The following is an 18,617-nucleotide window of genomic DNA, read 5'->3' as shown; positions in this document are numbered from 1 at the left end:
AGCCACATAGAAGTCCCGCTCAAACCCGTGACCTTCCTTCACGCTCCAAATATTCCTTCAAAGTCTGGCAAAATCACCCGACACTTGGCCGGGTGCTCACCGATCTAGGATAAGGTCAGGAGCGGCAATCGTTCACGCACACGCTCTTTGACTGCTTGGGCACTTTCCAGGCTCAGAACCTCTTGTGCCAATTCCCGACATTGCGCAAGTGAGAGCGAACGGATAATTTGTTTGGCCAACGGAATAGCACTGGGATTCATGCTGAATTCATCAAGGCCCAAACCTAATAGGATCGGGATGCCCAGGGGTTCGCCCGCTAGTTCGCCGCATAGTCCCACCCATTTACCGTACTGATGGGCTGCCCGTATGACCTGATCAATCAGCCGCAGAACCGCCGGATTGAAGGCACTAATCAAGTCGGCCAACTGCGCATTGGCTCGGTCCGCTGCCAAAGTATATTGGGTCAGGTCATTCGTCCCAATGGAGAAGAAATCCACCTCACGGGCAAAGTGCTCCGCCATTACCGCCGCGGAAGGCACTTCAACCATAATGCCGATTTCGATATTATCGGCAACTGGTTTACCGTCGCGGCGCAACTCCTCGCGGCAAACTTCCACAATGCGTTTGGCGGCACGCACTTCATCCAGTGTTGCTATCATCGGGAACATTAGTTTTAGGTTGTACCCCACACCCGCGCGCAACGCCGCGCGGATTTGAGGATAAAAAAGCTCGGGGTGCGCCAAGCATAAACGAATCCCCCGTACTCCCAGAAACGGATTTTCTTCTTTGGGCAATTCCATGTAGGCTAATTCTTTATCCCCGCCGATATCTAGAGTCCGGAGCACGACTGGTTGCTGACCAAACACCTCAAGAATGGCGTGATAGGCTTGGAACTGCTCTTCCTCATCCGGAAGTGTTGAACGCTCCAGATATAAAAACTCCGTGCGTAGCAGCCCCACGCCTTCGGCCCCATGCTCCCAAGCCGTAAAAGCCCCCTGCACATTGCCGATATTGGCAACCACCTCCACTTTATGCCCGTCCAGAGTGATCGCCGGTTCTTTGCAATGCGCAAAAGCCTGCTCACGTAACCGTGTCAAAGCCTCACGGCGTTGTAGAAATATCGTTCGGGCTTGTTCATCTGGCTCAACAATCAAAAGCCCTTCTACGCCATCTACAATGACCTGAGTGCCACTTGAGACTTGAAGCACTTGCGGCCCCGCTGCAACCACTGCCGGCAACCCTAGACTACGCGCCAATATTGCCGTGTGCGACGTTTCGCCACCTCCAGCGGTGCAGAACCCCAAAACCAGAGATTTATCCAACCCAACTGTATCTGATGGGCTCAAGTCCTGGGCTAAGACCACCACTGGTTCAGTCAATTGCACTGGTTCTTCGGTAATGCCTTTCAAGATCCGCAGCACCCGCCGCCCCACATCACGAATATCGGCAGCCCGAGCACGAAAGTATTCACTTTCCATCTCTTCCAAGATGGCCGCAAAACGCTCAACCGTACTCCACCAGGCCGCTTCGGCATTCAAACGCTGGTCGCGGATAGCGGCTTGGGTTTCGCCCAATAATTCCGGATCGCGCAACATCTCTAACTGGGCTTCAAAGATGGCTGCTTGCTCTGCTCCTGCCTCGCGACGTGCTTTCTCGTACACCAAGCGCAGCTGACCTTCAGCGATCTCTAAGGCCTGATAGAAACGCGCAAATTCCGCATCCACATTGTGTACCGAATGGGAATCCACATGCAGATCCAGACGCTGGAAACGATAGGCCGGGCCAATGGCAATCCCTGGTGAGGCCCCAATTCCCCGAATGGTCTTCATTCAGCCTCCCCAAAATTCGACTCAATCAGATTAACCAGGGCCTGCACGGCTTCTTCGGCGTCTTCGCCTTCGGCCTGTAAGATTAGTTCCGCTCCCTGATCAGCCCCTAAAGTCAAAACACTTAAAATGCTTTTGGCATTTGCCTTGCGCTCACCGTGAATGGCCGTGATGGCACTCTTGAACTTACTGGCTGTCTGAACAAAGAGTGAAGCCGGACGTGCGTGTAGGCCAACTTTATTTTTGATCAACACTTTTGTTTCTACCATGAGCGTGCCTCACCTCAGTGGATAAATTCCTCAACCCAAATAGAAGGGGAAATTACCGCCGCCCTAGCATGTCCCTAATTTTACCGAATTTTCGCTTTCATAGGATGGGCAACTTTGTGAAAAATTCTGTGTTTTTACGGACTACTTTGCGCCAGAGCAATTAGAAAAACTACCCTCTCTCGCAAAATTAATCAACCGATTTAGGGTAAAATCACCCCCAAACCTCGGAGAAGAGCGGACATGGATTCGCAAACAATGACGTCAAAGCCTCGAGGCTTTTCAATATGGTTACGCCGCGACCTTGCCTTACCTCAAGAGCACGGCGCGTGGGTTTTTCTGCTCAGTCCTCTTATCATTGGTCTAATCACGCCCAGTCGCCCCCCATCAGCCGCCTCGCTTGTCCTTCTGATCACTGCTTTAGCCGCCTTCTTGCTTCGTCATCCCCTTACCCTGATCATCAAAACCCTCAGCGGGCGCCGTCCACGCACAGATCTGCCCGCTGCAACCTTTTGGGTCATCTGCTATGGGATGCTGGGCTTAGTAGGCTTGGGGATCTTAGTCAGCCAGGGTTTTGAGGAAGTGATCTGGCTGGCCCTTCCCGCGCTTCCTATACTGGTGGTTTACCTTTACCTTGTTTTCCGGCGCGCTGAGCGTCATCGCCCCATTCTGGATATGGCTGTTGCTATCACCCTTGGATTGGGCGCACCAGCAGCTTACTGGGTCACTGAAGGCGCTTACTCCGCCACCGGTTGGGTTCTATGGGGATTATGTAGCCTCCATGCTATAGCCTCAATTGCCCATACCTTTATGCGCCTGGAACAGCGACGATGGCAAGCTCTCCCTCCTCTCCCAGCACAGATACGAACTGCTCTTCCCGCTCTCAGTGTCAATTTCCTTGCTGTAGGTACCACCTACTTTCTCCCCGATTTCTTGCCCCTACCTCGCTGGCTAATCCTGGCCTATACGCTACAACTTCTCGAGTCACTATGGGGAACATGGAAGCCCGCCATGGGGAAAAAGCCTACTCAAATTGGCCTGCGTCAATTGGCACTAAGCACACTCTTTACCCTGTTCTTCATTGGGCTATGGCACGTTTAGAAAATTGTTTCACCCCTTAAGGGCACCAGCCAGGATACCACGGATAAAGTAGCGTCCTAACAGCAGAAAGAACGTCAACGGGATTAGGACGGCGATTAACGCCGCCGCCATCTGTAAGTTGTACAACGCCACAAAACTCCCCTTCACTTCAGCCAGTTTGACCTGGATGGTTGTCGTCAGAGGAGTAGACAGCGTTAATGCTAATAGAAACTCATTCCACACTTGAGTGAAGATGATAATTGCCACAGATGCATACGCTGGAAGAGAAATCGGGGTTACCACGCGGAAAAATATCTGCAACTTATTCGCCCCATCCACCTCGGCTGCCTCTTCCAACTCCCGAGGGACTGAGAGAAAGAAGGTTCCCATCAGCACCGAAGCCAAGGGCACATTGAGTACCAAATAGCTCAAAATCAAACCAGCATGGGTTAGTGCTAAGCGCGTCAACGCCATTAACTGCACCAGCGGGATTAGAACCACCTGATAGGGCAAATACAATGCGATCCCAACCAGGATGAACAGAACCCGTACCCATCCTGCCCGTACGCGTGCCAGGTAATAACCTCCCAGGGCTCCGAAAAACGTGGCTAGAAGTGTTACCGTAAAGGAAATGATCGAGGAGTTTCTCAGCGCCGGCGCAATCAGCCGTAATGCGGTAGCATAGTTCTCCCATTGCAGATTCCCGCTTAGTACCAGATAGGTGCGTTGAGTGATTTCCACCGGCGTCTTCAGTGATGTCGCAAACATGACATAGATGGGTAGCAGGTAACTGACCGTTAGAAAGGCCAGCGCCAAAACTGTTAGTATAAAAAGAGTGGGATTGCGGCGAATTATTCGAACCATCGCTGAAATGCATAGAGGGTATAGGGGATTACAACAATGAACGCAATCAAAAAGATAATGACACCCAGGCCAGCCCCAAGTGCAACCAAGTGCTGCTGAAAAGTGGCGATGAACATAAAGAAAGCCAACACATCGGTGGAATAGCCTGGCCCACCGAAGGTCACAATATATACAATATCAAACACCTTGAGGGTGGAAATTAGCAACAAAGACACCAGGATCAGCAAACCACTACGAATGTTGGGCACAATGACATCAAACAGAATGCGTAATTTAGAGGCACCATCCACAGTGGCCGCCTCAATCATCTCCTGCAACTCGGTCGTGCGAAACGAAGACTGTAGAATGATGACCGCAAAACCCAAATATTGCCAAATGAAAATGACGATTAGCCAAAGCGTTGCGGTTTTTGGATCATTGACAAAATTCGACGTCAAGAAATCCAATCTAAGCGCTCTAAAGATAGTGTTGAGGACTCCCTTATCTGGCTGGTACATCCAGGACCAAATCGTCCCCGTAACAATAAACGACATCGCCACAGGGTACAGGATCAGTGTACGCACATAGCCTTCAATGCCCCGAATTGGGCTGATCTCCAGCAGATAGGCGATAAACAATGCAATGACAACTGTGGGGATAACCCCCAAAAGCAACCAACGTAAATTGTTGCGCACATCTACCCAGAAACGATCCAACCCCACCATTAGCTGATACCATTTGAGCCCAGCAAAGCGAAAATTCGGAGCTGTCCCTGACCAGTCCGAGAATGAAACATAAATCGTCCATAATAGCATGCCATAGAGAACGATCAGGAAAATTAACAAAGGTCCCAAGAAGACTAGGGTCTCTCCCAGTCGAAAACGCACGGCTCGTTTTTCCAAGGCGCTCTCTCCAGTAAGGGGTAAAGAGAGCCTTCCCCTCCCCGTGGAGGGAGGAGAAGGCTCTTTTCAGGCTGCCGATCTTATGGCCATTGGTACCAAGCTGCTCCTTCTTTCACTTGATAAGTGGTGAAGAGGTCGCTCACCGTCTTGATGGTTGCATCCACATCCGGCGCGACGACAAAAGCAGCAATGGCATCCCAATAGGCCTGCGTGAAGGAGAAAGGAGCAATGCTACCGTGCTGGTCGAGAATCAGTTTGGTGGGATTCTCACGCACGTAAGTCATCAGCTCCTGGCGAATGGGATCCGGGAACTCTTTGGGGTCAATGTCTAGTCGCGCAAATAGACCACCTTGGATCACATCAGTGGGAATTTGCAACTCAGGCGAAGCCACTACCCGCAGCCAGTCCATGGTGGTTTTTGGATGCGGTGCTCCCTTGGTTAAGCCATAGGTATCGGGATGGAAGAGCAGGATGCGCTCTGGCTTTTGCGGGAACGTCACCGCCCCAAACTCTTGCCCTGGCGTCCAACCCCGGCTCTTGAAATAGCCAATCGCCCAGGTTCCCATGATCACCATCGCCGAGTCACCCGACACCAACAAACCACAGGATTCATCCCAGGTCAGGCCAGGGTTGGTTGTGTTGATGAAGGGGATTAACTCCTTGAATTTCTCCAAGGCAGTTCTGAAAGTGGCGTCTGTCTTGACGTCAATTTCGCCCTTGTAAAGCTTCACATAATACTCAGGGCCACCCACCTCCAACAAGATGCTATCGAAGACGAATGCCGCTCCCCATTTTTCCTTTGCACCCAACGCCAAGGGGGCCATGTTGGGCTTCGCCGCCTTGACTGCCTTTGCCACGTTGATCAACTCATCAAACGTCGTAGGCGGAGTAAGTTTAAGTTCATCGAAGAGCGGTTTGTTATAGTACAAGATATTCTGGATGTGCATATTGAGCGGCACGGTATATGGATGCCCGTTAATAGTCACGGCATTCGCCAGTGGCTTCGGGATTACATCCGCATATTTTAGTTCCGCCCATAGATCATCCAGGGGCACCAGATACCCACCGTCCACATACGACTTTAATTCCGCACCACCCAAGGTTTGGAACGTGTCGGGGGGTAAGCCTGCGGAGAGGCGTGCCTGGAGTACCACGCGATGGGAGACACCACCACCACCTGCAACCGGGTTCTCAACAATCTCCACATCGGGGTATTTTTCCTTGAAGGCCTTAAACATAGCGTCTGCGGCTTCACGCTCACCGCCTGCTGTCCACCAGTGGAAGATCTCCAGTTTGCGCTCCTCCGGCTTGGGAGTGGCGGTCACAACCACTTCGCGGACCTCGGGAGTCCCTTTGACCTCAACGACCTGAGTAACCACCACCGTCTTGACCACTCCTTGGGGCTGGCATGCCGCCAAAACCAGGCTCAAAACCGCCAAAGCGGTTACCACGATCAACCATCGCTTGCTCATATTCTCCTCCTCCTGAACGAGCACAGGTCAAATTGACGAGAGGACAAATTACATTTCAAACACAACAGCCCTCTAAAGGGCGGTACTCATATCTTTGGACTTGTGGTTTCTAACCTTGTTGGCAACATCACCTCCTTTCCACCCTTAGCAGTCAGCGATGCAGTCCATGACGAACTGGTGCATTTATACTGTGAATTGAAAACAATTGGGTGACCATGATCGATAATGAAAACCGTCGTTTTGTCACCCGCAAAATGTATATGGTTATGCACTATATATAACAATAGCACGACTTTTGAGTTTGTCAAGAACCCCCAACTTCATACCTAAACCGGCATAGCGCAATAACTGTCCTCAGATTCTTGGCCCTCTGGGGTGCGCCAAAAGCATCGTCAGAAACGGCGGCAAGCCAATCAGCAATGCCCACAATAGCCCAGCGGCTTGATTTAATCGCGTCGGTTCAGCCAGCGCCATGATCCCACCTACCGCCAAAATACTCCCAAGCCAGGCGCGCCAAGGACTGAAAGAAAGCCCCATTCGCCGCCATGTCAAATAAACCCCCAAGCCAGCCCCTAAGGCAATGCCAACCAAAGCCCCTAAAATCGCCAAGCCCAAATCCGCCATCTCTGCTCCCCCCTGCCAACGGCCTATCATGCCCCCGAGCAAAATCCCGGCTATCATTAACGTCACTTCTCCCAAAACACCCCCAATAAAAGCGAGCAAGTAGATACGCCATTTATCGATCTGCATAATTAGCCTCTTGGGTAGAGTCAGAGTCGGTTTATTCTAACACAGGCGCGGCCAGACTATTCCCAAAAAGCAAAGCCAACCCGGGCAATTCCTTGTGCCCGGGTTGGAAGATTTGCCCTAACTCCTAAATTAGGGGACGCGGTTGCTGTTGAGTGATACAGTGAATATTTCCTCCACCCAGTAAAATCTCCCGCGCATAGACCCCAACGACTTTCCGTTCCGGCATCAATTCCTGAAGCGCAGCCAAGGCCAGTTGATCGTGGAGATCGTTAAACATCGGCACCACCGCTCCCCCATTGGCCATATAAAAATTGATATAGGACGCCGCAAGCCGGTCCCCTTCGCGTCGCGGCAATGTACCTTCAATTGCATCCACCCATTCGGCCTCTTCCTTGGAGATGTAAACAGGATTGGGTTGATGAATCTTGTGGATCTGTAAGCGTCGCCCTCGCGCATCTTTAGCCTGTGCTAAAATTTCAAATGCCTCGGCTGAAATTTCATACTGGGGATCCTGTTTGTCATCTGTCCAGGTCAGCGCTACTACTCCGGGTCGGATGAAACAACACAGGTTATCCACATGACCACTGGTTTCATCATTATAGACCCCACGAGGCAACCAAATAATGGTTTCAACATTAAGATATTCTCTCAAGTACCCCTCAATCTCTTCCCGCGTCAACTCGGGATTGCGATTGGGGTTAAGTAAACATTCCTCAGTAGTGATCAAGGTGCCTTCGCCATCCACATGGATAGACCCACCTTCCAGCACTAATGGCGCCTTGTAGGTATCCACTCGCTCAATCTCGGCAACCTTACGTGCCACCAGGTTGTCCTGATCCCAAGGAAAATATAAGCCGCCCTTCAACCCACCCCACGCGTTAAACTCCCAATCCACAGCGCGAATCTCACGTCCATTTGTCACAAAGGTTGGACCACAATCGCGCATCCACGAGTCGTTATACGACATCTCTACCACCCGAACTTCGGGGGGAAGCAGAGAGCGGGCATTCAAAAATTGCGCCGCAGAAACGCCCATCGTGACCGGCTCAAACTGAGCAATGGCTTTGGCCACCTCAGCAAAGGCGCGCTGGGCCGGTTTAGCGCCTAAGCGCCAGTTGTCCGGTCTTTCTGGCCAGAGCATCCAACAACCTGCATGTGGCTCAAATTCCCCTGGCATCCGGAAGCCATCCTGTTTGGGTGTGGTGTCCAATCGTCGAGACATGTCTAATCCTCCTGAAAGATCCCTCTTAGGCAGTTTCACTGGCGCGCTCAGATTGCAATATTCGACGACGTCGAGATACCAGTATCTCTCCAATAATTAGAGTTACCACTACACCGGCGATCACAGGTAGCGCAAATTTCCAATCTACCGGTTGTCCTGGCACCCATACGAAGAAAAGAATAGCCTGAATAATAAAGATCTCACATAAAATGGTCATTATCCAAGCCATCGGCGTACCACCCGGCACCCGGTAGGGACGCGGACGAGCAGCATCCTTTAGACGCAACTTTAGAAAAGCCGGGAACATGACCAGGTAAGGCATTAGAAAGACCATCGAACTGAAGGCAAAGAGGCTCCAGAACAAGTCCTCCGCCGAGGCGGCAAGGAAACCGTAGAGAATGATCACGCCAGTCGAAATAATCCCTGTAATGATGTAGGCCCCCAGAGGCGTCTGGTTAACCGGGTGCAAGCGACCAAAGACCTCTGGCAGCACCCCTTCGTTAGCCGCCTCAGCCGCACTGCGATTCGCCCCCATCGTCCATACCACCATATTGGTCAGAAAGGTGTATAACGCTCCAACCCCCAGGATCGTCACGATTCCTTGCCCCAGCGGGCTATTCCCAAACAATATGCGCAGGGTATCAATGATCCCTGAAATCAGTCCCAATTGCTCTAGCGGTAATGCCATAAGCATTCCCACTGTACCCAGCAGGTAAAAGAACGCAATCAGCACTCCAGCCGTAATAACGGCGATGGGAACATCCCGTTGTGGATCGGTCATTTCCTCCCCCGCGCTGGACATCAATTCAAACCCCATGAAGTTGAACACAATAACTGGCAAGAAGGCCAGACCTGCATCCCAGGTGGGCAGCAAAGCCCGGAAAGATAAATCGTTGGCAACACCATGATTTAAGGCATAGTAAAACGCCCCTACGCCAATGGTCATGATGATCGCCACTTTTAAGATCGCCCCTACATTCGGCACCCACTTCCCCACGTCCAAAGCAATGATCCCGATCCAAACGGTGATCCAGGTCATGACAATACCAATCCCGATTTGCCCCCACAGCGGAAGCTCAGGGAAGAAGAGTTGTGAGAATATACCGGCAAACAGGATATACACCGATGGCATCCAAAGGGCAACATTGACCCAGTAGAGCCAGGTCACCCGAGCCGCCCATGTTTCCCCAAAGGCGCGCCGCACCCACGCGTAAATACCCCCCTGCTCAGGATAGGTGGAGCCCAACTCCGCCGTGATCAATCCATACGGAATAAAGAAAAGAACAAGGGTAATGATCCACCATGAGACAGCCGAAGGTCCAATCGCTGCCGCGGGCGCCAAGGTGTCCACAACCAGAATGGCTGCTACGGTAAACAAAATCATATCCAGACGACGTAAAGTTTTCTTGAAACCACCCCCTTTTGTTATCTCATTTTCTGTTATCATCACACCCTCCCGAAAAAACACCAAATTCCATCCAACGGAGGGATGGGCTATCTACCCATCCGCTCCGTCAAAAAAGCCTGAATGCGCCCACTGTGATAGGCCTCCAACTCAGCACTAGGGCGTTTCAACCGAGGATAAACTAACCACACCAAAATCCCCTTCTCAGTGTGCAATCGATTTTCGGCCTGGTCATAAATGATGGAACGTTCTGAGTCCATTACCTCATCGGTGACCTCAACCCCGCGTGAGGCCGGCAAACAATGCATGAACTTACAGTGTGCTGGCGCGTGTTTGAACAGATCCATATTGACTTGGTAACGCGGCATGAAGGCCTTGCTCCGTTCTGGGATCTCAGCCTCCTGACCGACCCACCACCAGAGGTCGGTATAAATAAAATCGGCATCCTTAACCGCTTCAACGGGATCTTCGGTAATGCGCAAAGTGCCTCCAGACAACCGACAATTCTCCAACGCCATTTTGACCCATGCCTCGGGCGGCTGATAGCGCTTTGGTGCCGCATGCGTAAAGTGCATCCCGAGGCGTGTGCAGATCAGCATTAGCGACGAAAGAACATTGGTGGCATCACCGATAAAGGTGACCCGTAAATCTTCCAGGCGCTTCCCTTCCGGCATATGCTCCATCATCGTCAACACATCACAAACCACCTGGGTGGGGTGGTTATAATCAGTCAAGCCATTAATAACGGGAACCGTCGCCGCTTGGGCTAGCCCTAGGATCGTCTCGTGCTTCAGCGTGCGTGCCATGATCACATCCACCATGCGCGAGAGCACTCGTGCGGTGTCGGCCAGGGATTCGCGTACACCCAGATGGATTTCACCTGGCTTGAGATACAAGGCATGCCCCCCCAACTCCGTCATGGCGACCTCGAATGAAACGCGCGTGCGGGTTGAGGGTTCCTCAAAAATCATTGCCAGGCTGGCATCCTTGAGCAATTTGGGAGTGCACCCCTGCTTGTCCGCCTCTTTGATCAACCGGGTTAGAGCAACCAAATCCAGAAGTTCTTCTTTAGTGAAATCTTGTGTGTCAATAAAATGTCGTAAAACCATACACAACTCCTTTTTGTTCCGTTTCGGAATTATATAATTCCGTTTACGATAAAATAATAGCAGGATTAACCAACGATTTCAAGTACTACCCGAAGAGTTAAGAGCAATGTCCTAACCGAAAGTGACAAACCGCACCCTTAGCCAGAGAAGAACCCGCGCCAAATACTTGCGCTGTCCTTATCGATCTGCTAGAGTATGGATCATGCGTTCAGAAAAAGTCCAGCCTATCAAAAAACACACCCTCCCTTACAACCAAGCCGGTAAGCAAAGACGTGCACTAACTCTTTCCGTCCTTCTATTTGTTGCTGCAGGAGCCTTTCTAATTCCGGCTGTAGCACAGTCTGCTTCCCAGGTTCGCGTAGCTTTCATCAACGTGGGTCAAGGGGATAGCATTTGGATCCACAGCGAAGATCAACATGACATCCTGATTGACGGCGGGCGTTTATCAGCGGGACCGACTGTGGTGGCTTATCTGCAAGATCAAAACGTTGATGACATTGACCTGCTCGTCATCTCGCATGGCGATGCGGACCACAGCGGTGGTCTAATCGCGATTCTGCGCTCCAACCTCCCCATAGAAGCCGTTGCCGACAATGGGCGCCCCTGTACTACCACTATCTGTCAAACCCTCACTGCTGAAACGATCAGACGTGGGCTGACGCCTACCCCTTTAGTGGCTGGTCAAAATCTGAATGTTGGGGAGATCCACTTACAAATATTAAATCCACAGCCCACCCCCAAAGGGGATGATAACGACGATTCGGTGGTCATTCGAGTCATGCATGAACAAATTGCTTTTCTCTTCACCGGCGATATCAGCATCACCGCCGAAGCCACACTAGTGGCAAACGGCCTACCTCTCCAAGCTCAAGTGCTCAAGGTAGCTCATCACGGGAGCAAGTACAGCACAGGCGAGAATTTTCTGGCTACGGTACAACCCGCCATCGCGGTCATCTCGGTCGGGGATAATTCCTACGGCCATCCTGCACCTGAGACGCTGGAACGACTGGCCGCTAGCGGCGCTCAAATCCTGCGCACCGACCAAATGGGCACCCTTGTCCTTTACAGCGATGGTAATGTGTTCTGGACGGCGCAGACTACGCACACGGTATTTCTACCCTTGATCCTGAGAGAGTTTCCATCCTCCCCGCCCCTACAAGTTAGAATTACCCACATCGAGTACGACCCACCTGGCGATGATGTTCAGGGAGAATATGTCGAGATAAAAAACGAGGGTGGAAGCGCGCAATCCCTGAAGGATTGGATACTTTCTGATAAAGCCGGCAATACCTATATTTTCCCCGATTTCTGGTTAGGTAGTGGGCAAACGGTGCGGGTTTGGATTAAAGCAGGTGTAGACGACCACCAGAATTTATACTGGGGGCGCAACCAAGCCGTCTGGAACAACGACGGGGATTGCGCTTACTTGAAGGATAGTGAAGGAGTCCTTCAATCCACATACTGCTACCCCTGAATGCCAACTCCCTGAGTAACACCAGCGTTATTCTTCGGTAAACTCTTCGATGGGTGGCATCCATTCGTCAATATTGCGCAGAATGCGCGGCACTAACGCATACCCCTTGACATGCACCCCGGGGATAGAAGGCAGCACACTGCGCAGAAACTCACGCAACTGCTCGTTGTTCTTGAACCGCACCTCAATCGAAAGATCCTGAGTTCCCTGCCCAAATGCTAGATATGAAACCTCAGGCATTGCCAGCAGAGCATTAATAACCGCGTGCTCGCGCTCAGAATCTACTTCCAGAAATATATCTGCAGTAATCACGTAGCCGAAGAAAGCCGGATCCACAATGCAGGTCAAACGGATTGCACCTGCTTCTACCATGCGCTCAATACGATTGCGTACAGTACGCTCGTTTAGGTTGAATTTGCGAGCAATTTCTGCCGCAGGTTTGCGCGCATCCGCTTGTAGTTCCTGCAAAATTTGGTAATCCACAAGATCGAATGAATGGCGACGCATTAGATAAGTCCACCTCTTGTAGAAATCCAAATGGCTCGGATACTATAGCATTACCGTTTCGGAAACGCAAGAGGTGAACACACCAAATCATTGAAATTGGGGTGCTTCGAATAACCCCTGTCCCAATAGAAATGACAACTGAGGACGGCGCTGTTGCCATAAACGCCACCAGGCTACCGTATCACGCAAGGTATCCCCAAAAGGCCGAGGCCGGTAACCCAATGTCTGTTGTGCCAACGCCGAAGAAACCCGCAATGGATCGCTCACCGTTTCGATAGCGTAGGGGGTCAAACGTGGCCGTGAGTGAAACCACCGTCCTAGGGTAACGTTCAAAGATGCCAGGCGCATGGCCATTTTGCGCGGCAACACCACCACCCAGACGGAATGACCGCTCAGTCGCCCCGCTTGCTTTAGCATCATTTTAATCTCTACCCACTCACCCGAAAGCAGATAGATGCCGCCGGTCTGCCCGTATTCACTCGCTAGGATTAGCCCCCTGGCGACATCCCGTACATCCACAAAATCAAAGCCCCCTTCAACTGCCAGAAGAACCCGTTGTGACATTGCCTGTCGGATGAGGGCTCCCATTTCAGAACCAAGAAAGTCATAAGGCCCCACAATACCAGTTGGGCACACAATCACTGCGTCCAGTCCCTCCTGGACCGCTGCCCGAACCAGCAACGATGCTGCTGCTTTTGAACGATCATACACCCCAGCAGGACTCTCCGGGTCAAAGGGCACCCGTTCATCAACGACTTGCATCTCGCGGGGACGCTTGAACGCATGGATAGAACTGGTATAAATCAGCCGCTTCACTCCTGCGGCTAAAGCAGCCCGAATCACATTTCGTGTTCCCTCCACATTGACCCGCCATACCCGTTCATCCATTCCAGGGCGAATGGCAATCAGACTTGCCAGATGAAAGACCCGATCGACCCCCTGCATGGCAAAGTGTAAAATCTCTTCATCCAATACATCACCAGAAACGATCTCAACCGGCATTCCCTCTATGGGTAGCAAGCTTTCTCCGCGCAAGACCAATGCTCTAACCCGTTCCCCGCGGGCTATCAAGTTACGTACCAACACATTCCCCAAATGCCCCGTGGCACCGGTCACAAGAACCGTCATTTCAACCTCCACTTTATTAAATACCGACCAGTTGGTATAATTTTAGTCGAATATCTTTACACGTCAAGGAGATTGATTATGCCTAAACAAGAACGAGCCGAAGAAACGCGACGGCGAATCCTAGAAGCGGCCCGCGAAACCTTTGCTAGCCAAGGCTACCAGGCCACCAGTGTCGCCGAAATTTGCCAACGTGCCGGGGTAACCAAAGGCGCTTTTTTCTACCACTTCCCCACCAAACACACCCTCTTTCTCGCTCTCTTAGAAGATTGGCTTGCGCAACTCGACCAATATTTGAACTCAGAACATTACCAAGGCAACAGTGTTGCCCAGCGCCTGTATGCCATGGCTGACCTCTTACGGTTAGGGTTAACTCAAGGACGCGATTATTTACCCATGTTTCTCGAATTTTGGCTTCAGGCCACTCGTGACCCCGTGGTTTGGCAAGCCACGATTGAACCCTATCGACGCTATCGCACCTTCTTTGCCAACCTTTACCTTCAAGGAGTTAATGAGGGTTCTTTGCGCAATGCAGATCCCAATTTGGCTGCCGTGGCTACCGTCTCTCTAGCCCTAGGTCTGCTTCTGCAAGGTTTGATGGATCGCGAGAGTATTAATTGGGACGAAGCTGCTCCAGCTGCGTTTCGCTGGGTGCTCAGCCTTACTGCCTCTAACTCGACTGAAGTCTCTTGAATGGCGCCTTCTTCTCAAGGCGCCGGTGTGGGTGCCCAAAGTCCTAATCTTTCTTCCCGTGCCTGACGTTCCGCCTCGCGAAAGATATCAGCGCACGCTACATCTGGAGGATAACGCAAAGTATTAGCATAACCACCGCGTACCAATTCGTAGTTAACAAACACCTCACCAACCAAAACATAACGCAGAAGACGATTGTAACGATCGGTCTCGCTGACATCTTTGATTAAAATCACTTGTTGCCCATCCACCAGAGCCTGATTGCGTGCCGCAGCCTCTTTACCAAAGTATTCAACTCGGGTTGTGCTCTCAGGAGTATCTATCCCAATATAACGCACTTTATACGGGGTTCCGTTTATCTCAACCTCAATTGTGTCTCCATCAATCACTTTGATAACCTTGGCCTGCTCTCGGGTCGTGTGGGCAGGTAAACAGGCTAAAGCGCTGGGATTGGTAAAAAGTGGGATGGACGACGGCGAGGACGTTGGTTCACCCAGAGATGAACTTTTTTCCGGCGCTATGACTTCGATCAGTGCCAGGACGAGCAACACCAGGGCCATGATGAGTAGGGTGGTTGGCGAAAGTTGCTGGCTCCGAACGGAGCGAGAAGAACCGCGCTTGGGCATATCAACTCCTGGAAAAACTTTATGTAACTCAATTTTACATCGTGATTTCAGAAATTGCGCTAGCCCGGTGATTGACACGAGCCCTTAAGTTTTCTATAATAATCTTAACTTTAATGTTCGAACATTCGGTCAGCATAACATTATAAAGTTATTCTCTCGACTTACTCCTATTCTCCCCATAATACCAACCCAAAAGGAGCCCTCCATGCATAAAATCACCCTCCTCGGCACCGGCCTAATTGGTCAGTTTTATGCTGCCAGCCTGATTGGCATGCGCAATCGCGATGAGATCAAAGTAGTTTACTCGCGTTCCTCCGAAAACGCGCGCAAGTTCGCCGAAAAGTGGAACATTCCTCGCTGGACCACTGAGCTAGCTACAGCCATCCGCGATCCCGAAACTGACGTGGTTGTAATCGGTTTACCCAATCACTTACATAAAGAAGCCACCCTGTTAGCCGCCGAGGCCGGAAAAGCAATCCTTTGCACCAAACCCCTCGCTCGGACCGCTGAAGAGGCCTGGGACATGTTAGAAGCCGTTGAAAAGGCTGGCGTCTTCCATGGTTACTTGGAAGACCTGGTTTACACCCCTAAAACGCTTAAGGCCTTGGAAGCCGTCCGCCAAGGTGCACTAGGCAAGGTGCTCTGGGCGCGCTCACGCGAGACTCATGGAGGGCCTCATAGCGACTGGTTTTGGAAAAGGGAATTTTCAGGCGGCGGCGCGCTGATTGACATGGGGTGTCATTGCATTGAAATCGGACGCAATTTCATCGGCAAGGACGTCCGTCCTGTGGAGGCCATTTGTTGGGCCGACACCCAGGTTCATCCCATCGAGGCTGAAGATCACGCCATTGGATTGGTGCGCTACGAAAATGGGGCTATTGGGCAGTTTGAGGTGGCATGGAACTTCCGCGGCGGCATGGATCTACGCGATGAAGTTACTGGCACCCAGGGCACTATCTGGCTCAACCATTGGCTCCGCACGGGATTCGAGATGTTTACCGCCGTCGGTCCTCAGGGATACGTTGCCGAAAAGGCTGAGGGCACCACCGGCTGGCTATTCCCGGTAGGCGATGAGATTGGCGCGTTAGGCTACGTGCACATGTTCTTGGATCAGTTAAATGCCCTGGATCAAGGCCAATCACCCATGGAGACTTTCTATGATGGCTATGTGGTCAACGCCATTATGGATGCCTGTTACCGTTCGGTTGTTAGCAAGCGCTGGGAACCCATTGAATTGAAAGAATGGCGCAGTAGCGGTAGTCATGAGGAGCAACGAGCGCTGGCCGAATATGACGCTGATCACTGGATCATCAAGACCGAGACCATGCCCGATGGTAGCCTGAAATATATTCTGCGTCACAAACATAACGGCGAGATCTCCCAGAAAATAATTCCTCCTGGTCAATAGAGGGTAGCAACTGGCAGGAGCTCTTTATTATGGGCTCCTGCCAATGTCTAACAAAGCGAACAATTATCGAACTTTTACAAAGAAAAACAGAAATATTAAGACTTTTGCCACTTTACATACAAAGTTGTTTTTGCTACAATAAAACCACACCCCACACGCGGGTTGCTCCCATGTCCCAACCTTCTCCCTACGTTCTTACTCGCGCCGAGAAAATGATTGTCGACCTCCTTAGTCAGCACGGCGCCCTGAGCCGCACCGAACTAGCCTGGCACACTGGGTATTCCCGAGCAAAAATTGGCGCCGCCGTGCAAAGCCTGATGGAGCGCCGTATTCTCGAGGAGGTGGGGGATGACGAATCGCGAGGTGGACGGCGCGCGCGCCTACTCAATTTTTCTCCTAATATTGGTTACATTTTTGGCATTGACGTAGGCGCAACCAGTGTTGACATCGCACTTTCAGACTTCACCGGGCGCATCCTAAGCCGATTTGATACACCCGCCGACGTTCGCGATGGTCCCGACCTACTTCTGGGTATGATCAAAGATCAAATGTTAGCCATGCTGCAAAGCACAGGGCTGACTCCCGATCAGATTCGTGGCATTGGGATCGGCGTTCCAGGTCCAGTTGAATTTTCTACGGGCTTACTGATCGCTCCGCCCATCATGCCCGGCTGGGAAGCCTTCCCAATTCGCGAATACTTTAATCGTTTTTTTCCCCAAGCCATTGTGATCGTGGATAACGACGTGAATGTGATGGCACTGGGCGAACTACGCAGAGGGAAAAATATCAACGCCCAAAACTTCATCTTCATAAAAATCGGTACTGGCATCGGGTGTGGCATTGTCTGCCAGGGGAAAATCTATCGTGGAAGCAGTGGATGTGCCGGCGATGTGGGCCACATTTGTGTGGATTACAATGGCCCCATTTGTCACTGCGGTAATCGTGGTTGCGTGGAAGCCATGGCCGCCGGCCCAGCCATTGCCGCCAAGGCTATGCAGGCGGCCCAAGAAGGACGCAGTCCAATCCTTCAGCAACTAATGGAGAGCAACAACGGCATTTTGACCGCGAAAGACGTTGGGATTGCTGCTGCTCGTGGAGATCGTGTTTCGATTGGCCTGATCCAGGAATCTGGCAAACTCATTGGTGAGATGCTGGCTGGCGTGGTCAATTTCTTCAACCCCAGTCTCATCCTTATTGGAGGTGGAGTCAGCAACATCGGTTATCAGTTGCTTTCGTCCATTCGTCAGGCTGTACTGGCGCGATCTCTGCCCCTTTCTACCCGCGACCTGCGCATTGAATATAACTCACTGCGCGGTGAAGCCGGCATTTACGGTGCCATTTACCTGGCCTTGGAGCACATCTTCACCACCCTCGCAACTCCCGGCATTGAAGAGGAGGACTAGCCGGAGACTCCAGCATAAATAATCTGAAAGGAGGTGATCACCGAACTCAAAAACGTATTGTGTTCCAAGATCCAGACCATTTGAAACTCAACCCATATTCCTTTTGATGTATCCTTTCAAGGAGGAGTGAGGCATGTCTCAACGAAAGTTTCAACCCACCGTATGGCTAGTCAGTCTGTTGGTCATTGTGGCCATGATTCTGACTGCGTGTGGCGGGCAACCAACTGCTGCACCAACCAAGCCTGCCGGTGAACAACCGGCCACTCAGCCCCCTGCTGGTGGAGAGCAGCCCACGAAGAAGTTCACTATTGGCATCTCCAACCCCTTCGTGGGGAGCGAGTGGCGTTCCCAGATGATCAAGGACCTCCAGGAAGTCAACGCCGAATACATGGCTCAAGGCCTCACCAACGAACTCATCATCGAATCCTATGACACTGATGTCCAGGGCCAAATCCAGCAAATCCGCAACCTCATGAACAAAGGCGTTGACGCCATCATCGTCAACC

The 18,617-nt window shown here is 51.5% G+C and carries 18 protein-coding genes; 6 read left to right on the top strand and 12 right to left on the bottom strand.

The window, feature by feature from the left end; all coding sequences use genetic code 11:
- Window positions 1-104: 104 nt before the first annotated feature.
- Window positions 105-1,829, bottom strand: a complete 1,725-nt coding sequence (ptsP, locus tag Q0721_RS11810; RefSeq protein ID WP_299030213.1) for a phosphoenolpyruvate--protein phosphotransferase — start codon at window positions 1,827-1,829, stop codon at window positions 105-107.
- Window positions 1,826-2,095 carry an HPr family phosphocarrier protein gene (locus Q0721_RS11805; protein ID WP_299030210.1) on the bottom strand — a complete coding sequence of 90 codons (270 nt, stop codon included), beginning with the start codon at window positions 2,093-2,095 and terminating at the stop codon, window positions 1,826-1,828. The genes ptsP and Q0721_RS11805 overlap by 4 nt, the downstream gene beginning before the upstream one ends.
- Before the next feature lie 255 nt (window positions 2,096-2,350).
- On the opposite strand from Q0721_RS11805, the gene Q0721_RS11800 reads away from it, so the two are divergent.
- Window positions 2,351-3,193: a YwiC-like family protein gene (locus tag Q0721_RS11800; protein ID WP_299030207.1), complete on the top strand. Its 843-nt coding sequence runs from the start codon at window positions 2,351-2,353 to the stop codon at window positions 3,191-3,193.
- 9 nt (window positions 3,194-3,202) lie between these two features.
- On the opposite strand, the gene Q0721_RS11795 is transcribed toward Q0721_RS11800, so the two are convergent.
- From Q0721_RS11795 to ptcA, 7 genes are all read right to left on the bottom strand, one after another.
- Window positions 3,203-4,036 carry a carbohydrate ABC transporter permease gene (locus tag Q0721_RS11795; RefSeq protein ID WP_299030204.1) on the bottom strand — a complete coding sequence of 278 codons (834 nt, stop codon included), beginning with the start codon at window positions 4,034-4,036 and terminating at the stop codon, window positions 3,203-3,205.
- Window positions 4,024-4,917, bottom strand: a complete 894-nt coding sequence (locus Q0721_RS11790) for a sugar ABC transporter permease (RefSeq protein ID WP_299030201.1) — start codon at window positions 4,915-4,917, stop codon at window positions 4,024-4,026. Before Q0721_RS11790 ends, Q0721_RS11795 begins: the two co-directional genes overlap by 13 nt.
- 80 nt (window positions 4,918-4,997) lie before the next feature.
- A complete protein-coding gene (locus tag Q0721_RS11785; protein WP_299030199.1) occupies window positions 4,998-6,389 on the bottom strand; it encodes an extracellular solute-binding protein in 1,392 nt (463 codons plus the stop codon).
- A 354-nt stretch (window positions 6,390-6,743) separates the two neighbouring features.
- A complete protein-coding gene (locus Q0721_RS11780; RefSeq protein WP_299030197.1) occupies window positions 6,744-7,139 on the bottom strand; it encodes a hypothetical protein in 396 nt (131 codons plus the stop codon).
- A 124-nt stretch (window positions 7,140-7,263) separates the two neighbouring features.
- A complete protein-coding gene (gene aguA, locus Q0721_RS11775; protein WP_299030195.1) occupies window positions 7,264-8,361 on the bottom strand; it encodes an agmatine deiminase in 1,098 nt (365 codons plus the stop codon).
- A 25-nt stretch (window positions 8,362-8,386) separates the two neighbouring features.
- Window positions 8,387-9,808, bottom strand: a complete 1,422-nt coding sequence (locus Q0721_RS11770) for an APC family permease (RefSeq protein ID WP_299030190.1) — start codon at window positions 9,806-9,808, stop codon at window positions 8,387-8,389.
- 47 nt (window positions 9,809-9,855) lie between these two features.
- A complete protein-coding gene (ptcA, locus tag Q0721_RS11765; protein ID WP_299030187.1) occupies window positions 9,856-10,875 on the bottom strand; it encodes a putrescine carbamoyltransferase in 1,020 nt (339 codons plus the stop codon).
- Window positions 10,876-11,077: 202 nt separating this feature from the next.
- Between ptcA and Q0721_RS11760 the strand changes: the two genes are divergently transcribed.
- The gene (locus tag Q0721_RS11760) at window positions 11,078-12,349 is read left to right on the top strand and encodes a lamin tail domain-containing protein (RefSeq protein WP_299030183.1); all 1,272 of its coding nucleotides are present in this window, start codon (window positions 11,078-11,080) and stop codon (window positions 12,347-12,349) included.
- Window positions 12,350-12,376: 27 nt separating this feature from the next.
- Here the strand turns inward: Q0721_RS11760 and Q0721_RS11755 are convergent, their stop codons facing one another.
- Window positions 12,377-12,856: an AsnC family transcriptional regulator gene (locus Q0721_RS11755; RefSeq protein WP_299030180.1), complete on the bottom strand. Its 480-nt coding sequence runs from the start codon at window positions 12,854-12,856 to the stop codon at window positions 12,377-12,379.
- Window positions 12,857-12,943: 87 nt separating this feature from the next.
- On the bottom strand, window positions 12,944-13,984 hold the full coding sequence (locus Q0721_RS11750) for an SDR family oxidoreductase (protein ID WP_299030175.1): 1,041 nt from the start codon (window positions 13,982-13,984) through the stop codon (window positions 12,944-12,946).
- A 78-nt stretch (window positions 13,985-14,062) separates the two neighbouring features.
- On the opposite strand from Q0721_RS11750, the gene Q0721_RS11745 reads away from it, so the two are divergent.
- Window positions 14,063-14,674, top strand: a complete 612-nt coding sequence (locus Q0721_RS11745) for a TetR/AcrR family transcriptional regulator (RefSeq protein ID WP_299030172.1) — start codon at window positions 14,063-14,065, stop codon at window positions 14,672-14,674.
- A gap of 14 nt (window positions 14,675-14,688) precedes the next feature.
- Here Q0721_RS11745 and Q0721_RS11740 read toward each other — a convergent pair whose 3' ends face one another.
- On the bottom strand, window positions 14,689-15,300 hold the full coding sequence (locus tag Q0721_RS11740; protein ID WP_299030169.1) for a thermonuclease family protein: 612 nt from the start codon (window positions 15,298-15,300) through the stop codon (window positions 14,689-14,691).
- 205 nt (window positions 15,301-15,505) lie between these two features.
- On the opposite strand from Q0721_RS11740, the gene Q0721_RS11735 reads away from it, so the two are divergent.
- The 3 genes from Q0721_RS11735 to Q0721_RS11725 all read left to right on the top strand — a co-directional run.
- A complete protein-coding gene (locus Q0721_RS11735; RefSeq protein ID WP_299030166.1) occupies window positions 15,506-16,708 on the top strand; it encodes a Gfo/Idh/MocA family oxidoreductase in 1,203 nt (400 codons plus the stop codon).
- A gap of 170 nt (window positions 16,709-16,878) precedes the next feature.
- Entirely contained in the window at window positions 16,879-18,111 is a 1,233-nt protein-coding gene (locus tag Q0721_RS11730; RefSeq protein WP_299030163.1) for an ROK family transcriptional regulator, read from the top strand.
- A 133-nt stretch (window positions 18,112-18,244) separates the two neighbouring features.
- Window positions 18,245-18,617, top strand: a 373-nt coding sequence (locus Q0721_RS11725) for a substrate-binding domain-containing protein (protein ID WP_366519217.1), incomplete at its 3' end; no start/stop codon positions are given.

The sequence above is a fragment of the uncultured Thermanaerothrix sp. genome, from assembly GCF_938028735.1.
Taxonomy (GTDB): Bacteria; Chloroflexota; Anaerolineae; order Anaerolineales; family Anaerolineaceae; genus Thermanaerothrix.
The sequence above is the reverse complement of the archived record's forward strand: the minus strand, read 5'-3'. Positions and strand labels throughout refer to the sequence as shown.

Coding starts and splice junctions, on each gene's coding strand:
- ptsP (WP_299030213.1), bottom strand. CDS start 1,829: ATGAAGACCATTCGGGGAATTGGGGCCTCACCAGGGATTGCCATTGGC.
- Q0721_RS11805 (WP_299030210.1), bottom strand. CDS start 2,095: ATGGTAGAAACAAAAGTGTTGATCAAAAATAAAGTTGGCCTACACGCA.
- Q0721_RS11800 (WP_299030207.1), top strand. CDS start 2,351: ATGACGTCAAAGCCTCGAGGCTTTTCAATATGGTTACGCCGCGACCTT.
- Q0721_RS11795 (WP_299030204.1), bottom strand. CDS start 4,036: ATGGTTCGAATAATTCGCCGCAATCCCACTCTTTTTATACTAACAGTT.
- Q0721_RS11785 (WP_299030199.1), bottom strand. CDS start 6,389: ATGAGCAAGCGATGGTTGATCGTGGTAACCGCTTTGGCGGTTTTGAGC.
- Q0721_RS11780 (WP_299030197.1), bottom strand. CDS start 7,139: ATGCAGATCGATAAATGGCGTATCTACTTGCTCGCTTTTATTGGGGGT.
- aguA (WP_299030195.1), bottom strand. CDS start 8,361: ATGTCTCGACGATTGGACACCACACCCAAACAGGATGGCTTCCGGATG.
- Q0721_RS11770 (WP_299030190.1), bottom strand. CDS start 9,808: ATGATAACAGAAAATGAGATAACAAAAGGGGGTGGTTTCAAGAAAACT.
- ptcA (WP_299030187.1), bottom strand. CDS start 10,875: ATGGTTTTACGACATTTTATTGACACACAAGATTTCACTAAAGAAGAA.
- Q0721_RS11760 (WP_299030183.1), top strand. CDS start 11,078: ATGCGTTCAGAAAAAGTCCAGCCTATCAAAAAACACACCCTCCCTTAC.
- Q0721_RS11755 (WP_299030180.1), bottom strand. CDS start 12,856: ATGCGTCGCCATTCATTCGATCTTGTGGATTACCAAATTTTGCAGGAA.
- Q0721_RS11750 (WP_299030175.1), bottom strand. CDS start 13,984: ATGACGGTTCTTGTGACCGGTGCCACGGGGCATTTGGGGAATGTGTTG.
- Q0721_RS11745 (WP_299030172.1), top strand. CDS start 14,063: ATGCCTAAACAAGAACGAGCCGAAGAAACGCGACGGCGAATCCTAGAA.
- Q0721_RS11740 (WP_299030169.1), bottom strand. CDS start 15,300: ATGCCCAAGCGCGGTTCTTCTCGCTCCGTTCGGAGCCAGCAACTTTCG.
- Q0721_RS11735 (WP_299030166.1), top strand. CDS start 15,506: ATGCATAAAATCACCCTCCTCGGCACCGGCCTAATTGGTCAGTTTTAT.
- Q0721_RS11730 (WP_299030163.1), top strand. CDS start 16,879: ATGTCCCAACCTTCTCCCTACGTTCTTACTCGCGCCGAGAAAATGATT.